The following is a 7,270-nucleotide window of genomic DNA, read 5'->3' as shown; positions in this document are numbered from 1 at the left end:
GGAACGGCGAATTGCGCCGATTTCCGTTGCCGCGTGCCGCCATCCGGCTTATGTCAGCAGTCTGTCGCGCTCAGCGCGCGGTACGCCGTCTGCGCGACATCGCATCAACGCTTTGCCGGAGGCAGTTGCGCGTGCCAGTGCCGCCGGACCGCGATCAGGCGCAGCGCCGCCGTCGCGCCGGCCGCCACGAAGGCGATCGGGGTAAGGGCCGGGGTGTAGCGGTCCGCACCGACCACGATCAGCGAGCCGATCGCGGCGGGGATCGCGTAGAACTCGCGGCGCAGCACCGTCGGCACCTCGGCGATCAGCATGTCCCTGATCACTCCCCCGCCGACCGCGGTCAGCACGCCCATGAGCGCGGCCGGAACCGGAGCCAGCCCGTATCTCAAGGCCTTACCGGTGCCGGAAACCGCGAAGAAGCCAAGGGTGAGCGAGTCAACGACGAGGTACGCGGTGGTCACCCGCACCCGTTCGCGCAGTTCCGGCCCGACCGCGAACACCTGGTACTGCGCGGCGATCACGGCCAGCGAGGCGATCGTCGCAGCACTCAGATATCGCCAGTCGGCGAGGAACGCCGGCGGGCGCGCGCCGATCAGCACGTCGCGCACGGCCCCGCCGCCGAGCCCGGTCGCCGCGCCGAGCACCAGGATGCCGACAAGGTCAAGGCCCTTGCGCACCGCGGTCAGCGCGCCGGAGGCCGCCGCGCTGAAAACCCCGAGCAGGTCGAACAGGATCGGCAGATGCACCACGCTCCGAAGTGTGCCGGGGCGCGCCCCGCGCGGCCAATACACAGGGCGTTGGGATGCACGTCCACATCTTCGCAAGTCGGCACAGCCGTTGACCGGGTGATTCCACGTGTGCCGGCACCCCGGTCTTCGCTACAGTGGTCATCGGTTTTCCGTACGTGGCGAAAGGCCGGATCCCGGCCGGGGGCGCAACGAAGAGCGCGCGATTACTTCGTCTGCCGCCGCGTTGGGACTCCGTTCAGGCTGCGCACGCTGATACGGTGGACCGGACGACGAGTAGCGAGAAGAAGGCCGGCGCGATGAGTTTCCGGAACCGCCGAGGGGGATAACGACAAATGACCGCGCGCATCAGGGTTCACGGGCGCGATCTTCGTCCTGCCTATCCAGCGGTCCCCCGATCGGGTAACGCGCACCGGAGCGTGTTGCGCCGAACGGGCGTGGCATCTTCCCGAACCACGGATGCGCGCGCCACACTCGTTACTACGTCCAGCAGCGGCACCACCCAGGAGGTCTCATGACCGAACTGCGCGTGATGGCGGTCTCCGGCGACGGCGATCGCCTGGTGCTGCGTGCCCCGGACGGTCAGGAGTTCTTCCTCGCCATCGACGACCGGCTGCGCGCCGCGGTGCGCGGTGATCGCGCCAGGCTCGGCCAGATCGAGATAGAGCTGGACGCGCAGCTGCGGCCGCGCGACATCCAGGCGCGCATCCGTTCCGGGCAGACCGCGGAGCAGGTGGCCGATCTGGCGGGCATCCCGCTGGAGCGGGTGCGCCGCTTCGAGGGCCCGGTGCTCGCCGAGCGGGCGTTCATGGCCGAGCGGGCGCAGAACACCCAGGTGCGCCGGGCCGGCGAGACGCACGGTCCGAAGCTGGGCGACGTGGTGCGCGAGCGGTTGATGCATCGCGAGCCGGATCACGACTCGGCGCAGTGGGATTCGTGGCGCCGGGACGACGGCACCTGGACGGTGCGCCTGGCGTTCCGGATCGGCGGGCTGCCGTACGAGGCGACCTGGACGTTCGACCCGCCGCGCCGGCTGGTCACCCCGGCCGACGACGAGGCGCGGCTGCTTTCCAGCGACGTGGCGGCGGAGAACGCGTTCCCGTTCTCGCCGCGTCAGCCGAGGCTGCCGGCCGCGGCTTCCGGCGGCGAGCCCGCCCCGGTGCGCCCGGCCTCCTCGGTGACCGCGCTGCCGACCTGGCAGGGCCAGCGTCCGGTGGCCGCCGCCGGAACCACCGCGGCGTCCTCGTCCGGCACCGTCTCGAGCCCGGCGGCCTCCGCCGACTCGGTCGTCACTCCGCTGCGTCCGGTCGCGGCCGCGGCGGCGACGTCAGCCACCCCGACCGCGCCCGCGGCCGAGGAGCCGGCGGCGCGTCAGCGGCAGACCGGCGCGGGCTCCGCGTACTCGGACGCGCTGTTCGGCCCGGTCGGCCCGCACAAGGACCGGCTGCGCGGGCAGACCGACCAGCAGGCGGTCAACGACGGAGTGACGCCGGGCAAGCGGGCGACCGTGCCGTCCTGGGACGAGATCGTCTTCGGCACCCGGCGCCGCAAGAGCGAGTAACAGCGAGGCCGGGCGGCTCCCGCTCACCGGACCGGACGAGCAAGACGCGGAAAGCGCGTAAGACGCGCGAGACACGCACGACGAGACCGTGGCCCCGCTTCGGATGGATGCGAAGCAGGGCCACGGCCCGTTTGGAGGACGCGCAGGTCCTCCTTCACCGCGGCGGGTCGCTCGCCGCGGCGCCCTCAAGGAACCGACCGGGTGCCGGCCGTCCAAGCCTCGCTCGTATCAGCGCCTTGAGTGTCTGGGGGTCGTTCACGCGAACAGGCCCGAGGCGTAGTAGTCCGAAGCATCCTTGACCCCCGGCAGCGCGAAGAAGTAGCCGCCGCCGGTCGGCGAGATGTAGTCCACCAGCGGCTCGTCGATCAGCCGGGTCTGAACCGCCTCGAACTGCCGCGCCACGTCCTGGTTGTAGCAGGCGAAGAGCAGGCCGACGTCGAGGTTACCGTTGTCGTCGATGCCGCGATCGTAGTTGTAGCCGCGCCGCAGGATCCGCTGCCCGTCGGTCTTCGCGGTGCGCGGATTGGCCAGGCGGATGTGCGCGTCCAGCGGGATGATCTTCCCGTCGGGATCGTTCGCGTACTGCGGAATGTCGCTCTCCACGGTTCCGGAGAGCGGGGCACCGGTGTCCCGCCGCCGCCCGAACATGTTCTCCTGCTCGGTCAGCGAGACCCGGTCCCAGAACTCCACCAGCATCCTGATGATGCGCACCACCTGGTACGAGCCGCCCTCCACCCACGCCGGCTCGCCGTTCGCGCCGGCATGCGTCCAGATCAAGGCATTGGTCTCAGTGGTCGAGTTCACATCCGGGTTGGCGATGCCGTCCTTGAAGCCCAGCTGGTTGCGCTGGGCCCCGGTCGGCCGGGACGGGGACTGGAATCCGTCGGCTTTCCAGCTCAGCTGGAGCCACTGGCGGGTGTGCTTGGCGATGTCGCGCAGCGCGTGCATCACCGTGTCGCGGTGGTCGGCGCAGATCTGCAGCATGAGGTCGCCGTGCAGCTCGGTGGAGTCCTGCATGTTGTCGTTGGGGAAGACCGGCATCTTGGTCAGCTTCGCGGGCTTTCGCGCGGCCAGGCCGTAGCGGCCGTCGAACAGCGAGGCCCCGACGCCGACCGTGATGGTCAGGCCGTCGGCCGGGACCACCGGACCGAGGGTGGAGCTGTCCGAGGGCGGGGAGGCGACGCCGAGATCGACCGGAGTGCCGCCCTCGGTCAGGAACCGCGCCCGCTGTGTCAGGGTCTTGAAAAGCTGCTGGAGGCCGGCTCGGTCGGTGGCGAGGACGTTGAAGGACACGAAGGTCGCGGCCAGCTGTGGCGGGGTGAGGATGCCCGCCTGGTGCGCGCCGTGGAACGCGATCGTCCGGCCGCTGCCGGTGTCCGAAGAGTCGGAGGACGAGGACAGCGCCTGCGCGGTACCGAATCCTCCGGCGGTGACCGCAGCCGCGCCGACCGCGCCGACGGCCGCGCCGCGCAGGAAGGAGCGACGGCGCAGCGCGTGGTGCACATCGGCGCTGTGCATGTCGCCGGTCGCATCCGGGTCGGCCAGCGCCGCGAACGGGCAGGTGCCGGTGGGAACGTTCTCGTCGGTCATCGGATCAGATCTCTGTCTCGCGGGCGCCGGTGCGGGTGATGGTCATGGTCGCGGTCACGCGCTGCTGCGCTCCTCCAACAGGTCGGGTACGACGGAGAGCTGTTCGAGCAGTTCGCCGAGATCGCCGTTGATCTTCTGCCGCTGCGTCGCGGTGAGCTGGTCCAGCGCGGTCCACGAGCCGTCCGGCCGCTGCGCCGCGTTCAGGTCGGCGGCCACGGTCTGGATCCAGGTGTCGATGGACTTGAGCGCCTGCGGGTCGCGCGCCTGCATCAGCCCGACCAGGGCGCTGAGGACCACCTGGGTGCCGTGCAGGTTGGCCGAGGCGGTGGCCAGCGCGGTCCCGCTGCCGTAGTCGGAGATCCCGGTCAGCTGGAACTGGAGGGTGTTCTCCAGGATCTCGTGTGTGCGCAGCGGCAGGTCGTTGGGGTCGGTGGTCTGGCTCGGGAACGCCTTGATCAGACTTTGGATGTCGGCGACCAGCTGATCGCCGAGCGGCTTGAGCACCGCGGCGCGCTGACCGTGCCAGAGTCCGTATTCGATGCGGTGGAATCCGGTCCACGACGGGTCGTTCACCCCGCCGTGCAGTCCGGTGGCCCGGCCGTCGATCTTCGCGTCGAAGTCCTCGAAGGTGCCGTACGCGGCGCCGAGGCCCTCGTAGTCCAGGTGCGCGGTGAGCCAGTCCGCCTTGGCCGCGGCGAGAGCGGCAGCGGTAAGGTCGGGGGCCGCGAGGTCCGCGGCCAGGCGCTGGCTGTCGGCGAGCAGCACCGGCAGGTTCTGCTGTACGTAGGCGCGATAGTCGGCGACGGGTTGCTGCAGATCCTGATCGCTGACCGGGGCGAAGCCGGTGCTGCCGCCGGACGATCCGCCGCCGACTGTGTAAGTCTTCGAACTCAGCGCCGTGCCGTCGGTGAACGCGCAGCGGAAGGCGTAGGAGCCGCCGGAGAGCGTCGCGGTCAGCGGGCGCGTGGTGCCGGGAGCCAGGTTCTCGATCTCGGCGAACACCGCGTTGGTGCTCGGGCTGATCAGGTAGACCTCGGCGGTGTTGCGGCCGTTGTTGGTCAGGTTGAAGGTCTGCGCCCCGGCCTCGGGATTCGCCCAGCCGGTGCCGCAGCTCGACTCGCTCAGCGCGATGTCGTTGGACGCCGCGGCGCTCTTTCCGGGCCCCAGCACCGCGATCGCGGCGACGGCGGCCACCGCCGGCACGGCGAAGATCGAGGTTCCCACCGCCCAGCGCGGCACCCGCCGAGCGGCTTCGCGCTCCTGCTTCGCCTCCCGCTTCGCCGCAATGCGCGCGGCGAGCGCCTGCTCGTCAGCGACGCGCGCCGCGGCGCGCCGTTGTGCTCTCGTGAGCGGGGTCGCCGGCTCAGCCGCCGGAGCCTGCGCCGCGGCCTTGCGCTCCGCCGTGGCCGCGGCGGAGCGCATCCCGCGCACGAACAGGAACATCGTCGGCGGCAGGTACAGCAGGTAGCCGATGACCTGGAGCCAGCTCATCGCGGGCGTCAGGTTGAGCGTTCCGGCGATCAGCGTCGCGTACCAGGAGCCCGCATCGATGGAGGTGAGGTTGAACGCGTACGCGGTGTGACCCGGAATCAGGCCGCCTTCCTGCAGATCGCCGAGCCCGTAGGCGAGCACGCCGGCCGCGATGACGATCAGCACGGCGCCGGTGACCGAGAAGAACTTCGTCAGATTGATCTTCAGTACTCTGCGGTACAGCCCCCAGCACGCGACCACGGCCAGCGCGATGCCGACCGCCGCGCCGATCATCGGCCCCTGCGACTCCCCCGCCGACTTGGCCGTAGTCCACAGGAACAGCGACGTCTCCAGCCCCTCGCGCGCCACCGCGATGAACGAGGTGAGTACGAGAACCCCGGCGCCGCGGCCCAGCGCTTCGGTAACGCGAGCCTTGAGATCGCCGGACAGGCTGCGTGCCGACTTCCGCATCCAGAACACCATCGTGGTGACGAACCCGACGGCGATCAGCGAGAGCACCCCGCCGAACACGTCCTGTCCCCCGGCCGGCAGATCCGCGGCGGTGAAGGTCAGCACCGCGGCGAAGGAGAGGCTGAGCGCCACGGCGGCGCCCACACCCGCCCACACCGCGCCGAGCCGGGCCCGTTGGCCCGCCCGCACCAGCGTCGCGACCAGGATCGAGACGATGAGCCCGGCCTCCAGACCTTCGCGCAGGCCGATCAGGAAGCTGGGGAATGCGTCATTCCACATGAAGTGCAGATCCTCGGTCGTGGGTCGTCGGGCGTGGAGCGGGATAGGGCGGCCACCGACCGGGACGCGACCACCGGTCAAGTTAGGCAAGCCTAACCATACCGAAGTTCTCGGCGGCTCGCGCAAGGGGGTGTGCGTGAACGCAGGAGGTGATCCAGGTGACATTTGGACCACCCACTCACCGTCTGAGCAGCTCAGCAGGAAATCCGAAAAAACTTTGAGCCGGGCGTATCAGGAGGGCCCGCCCCGCGCTCTAGTTAGTGACCGTTCCGGGAAGGGGAGAGCCCGGCGAAGGTCAGTGTGGGGTGGATGCTGGGGGACCGTCCCGGTGCCCGTGGGGGGATGTAACGACGGGCATCGGGACGGCTGCGCGGGGCGCGCCCTCTTTGTCAGGACGTCACGGGGGTACGTCCTGGCCACCTGGCGCGCCCCGCACAGCCACGGCAACGGGATCCGCGAACCGCGCCGTAGAACGGGGCAGACGTGCTAGGCCCTTCTTCGACGGGCCTAAGCCTCGGCCTAGCGCGAGACTGCCTACTGGAGGGAAAGACCCAATGACTCTCGATCATCAAGCCCGCCTTGAGCGCCTGCTCGCCCGGCATCGTGACGCCGTGCTGAGCGAAGGGCCCAACGGAGCCACCGCGCTGCACCGCAAGGACCAGATCCTGGTCGCGATCCGGCACGCCGATCGCGCACACGAGGTGGTCGGACGGTACACCGAGCGCCGCGACGATCTGCAGGAGGTCGGCGTCACCCGGTTGCACCTGCGACCCGACGCCGGCGTCGATCCGCGAGAACTGATCAGTCAGCTGCGCACCCACAACACCGGCCCGATGGCCGTCTCGCTCAATCACCTGATGCACGGCGAGCCGGAATGGTATGGCGGCCCGTACGGTGTGCCCCAGGCCTGCGCGCCGATGCCGAAGCCGGTCGCCGTCGACACCTCGGCGCGCCGGGTGTTCGCCGGCGTGGTCGACACCGGCATCGTCAGTCATCCCTGGTTCGCGGACAGTGACTGGTTCGCCCAGGTGAGCCCGGACCAGCTGGATCCGATCCCGGCGGAGGTGGACTACGCGCTGGAGACCCAGACCGGGCACGGCACCTTCGTCGCCGGGACGCTGTTGCGCCAGGCGCCCACTGCGTTCCTGATGAT

General features: G+C 70.3%; 4 protein-coding genes and 1 pseudogene. 2 read left to right on the top strand and 3 right to left on the bottom strand.

The genetic code is table 11. The features are described 5' to 3' along the window. Window positions 1-104: 104 nt before the first annotated feature. Window positions 105-749, bottom strand: coding sequence for a trimeric intracellular cation channel family protein (locus VFA06_RS12320; RefSeq protein ID WP_324840644.1), 645 nt, complete (start codon window positions 747-749; stop codon window positions 105-107). A 511-nt stretch (window positions 750-1,260) separates the two neighbouring features. Here VFA06_RS12320 and sepH point away from each other — a divergent pair. Further along, window positions 1,261-2,307: a septation protein SepH gene (gene sepH, locus VFA06_RS12315; RefSeq protein ID WP_324840643.1), complete on the top strand. Its 1,047-nt coding sequence runs from the start codon at window positions 1,261-1,263 to the stop codon at window positions 2,305-2,307. Window positions 2,308-2,562: 255 nt separating this feature from the next. On the opposite strand, the gene efeB is transcribed toward sepH, so the two are convergent. Together efeB and efeU are read right to left on the bottom strand one after the other, a co-directional pair. Continuing rightward, on the bottom strand, window positions 2,563-3,825 hold the full coding sequence (gene efeB / locus VFA06_RS12310; protein ID WP_349260160.1) for an iron uptake transporter deferrochelatase/peroxidase subunit: 1,263 nt from the start codon (window positions 3,823-3,825) through the stop codon (window positions 2,563-2,565). Between the two features lie 126 nt (window positions 3,826-3,951). Then, window positions 3,952-6,117 (bottom strand): iron uptake transporter permease EfeU, encoded by a 2,166-nt coding sequence (gene efeU, locus VFA06_RS12305; RefSeq protein ID WP_324840641.1) that lies wholly within the window; start codon window positions 6,115-6,117, stop codon window positions 3,952-3,954. A gap of 554 nt (window positions 6,118-6,671) precedes the next feature. Between efeU and VFA06_RS12300 the strand changes: the two are divergent. Continuing rightward, window positions 6,672-7,270 (top strand): annotated as a pseudogene (locus VFA06_RS12300) (hypothetical protein); the annotation flags it as partial.

Origin of the sequence: Actinocrinis sp. (assembly GCF_035653575.1) — a bacterium.
GTDB lineage: Bacteria > Actinomycetota > Actinomycetes > Streptomycetales > Catenulisporaceae > Actinocrinis.
Note: the sequence above shows the minus strand (reverse complement) of the source record. Positions and strands in the feature narration are given on the sequence as shown.

What these genes read in the sequence shown, in the direction of transcription:
- efeU (WP_324840641.1), bottom strand. Translation starts at nt 6,117, where the DNA reads ATGTGGAATGACGCATTCCCCAGCTTCCTGATCGGCCTGCGCGAAGGT.
- efeB (WP_349260160.1), bottom strand. Translation starts at nt 3,825, where the DNA reads ATGCACAGCGCCGATGTGCACCACGCGCTGCGCCGTCGCTCCTTCCTG.
- sepH (WP_324840643.1), top strand. Translation starts at nt 1,261, where the DNA reads ATGACCGAACTGCGCGTGATGGCGGTCTCCGGCGACGGCGATCGCCTG.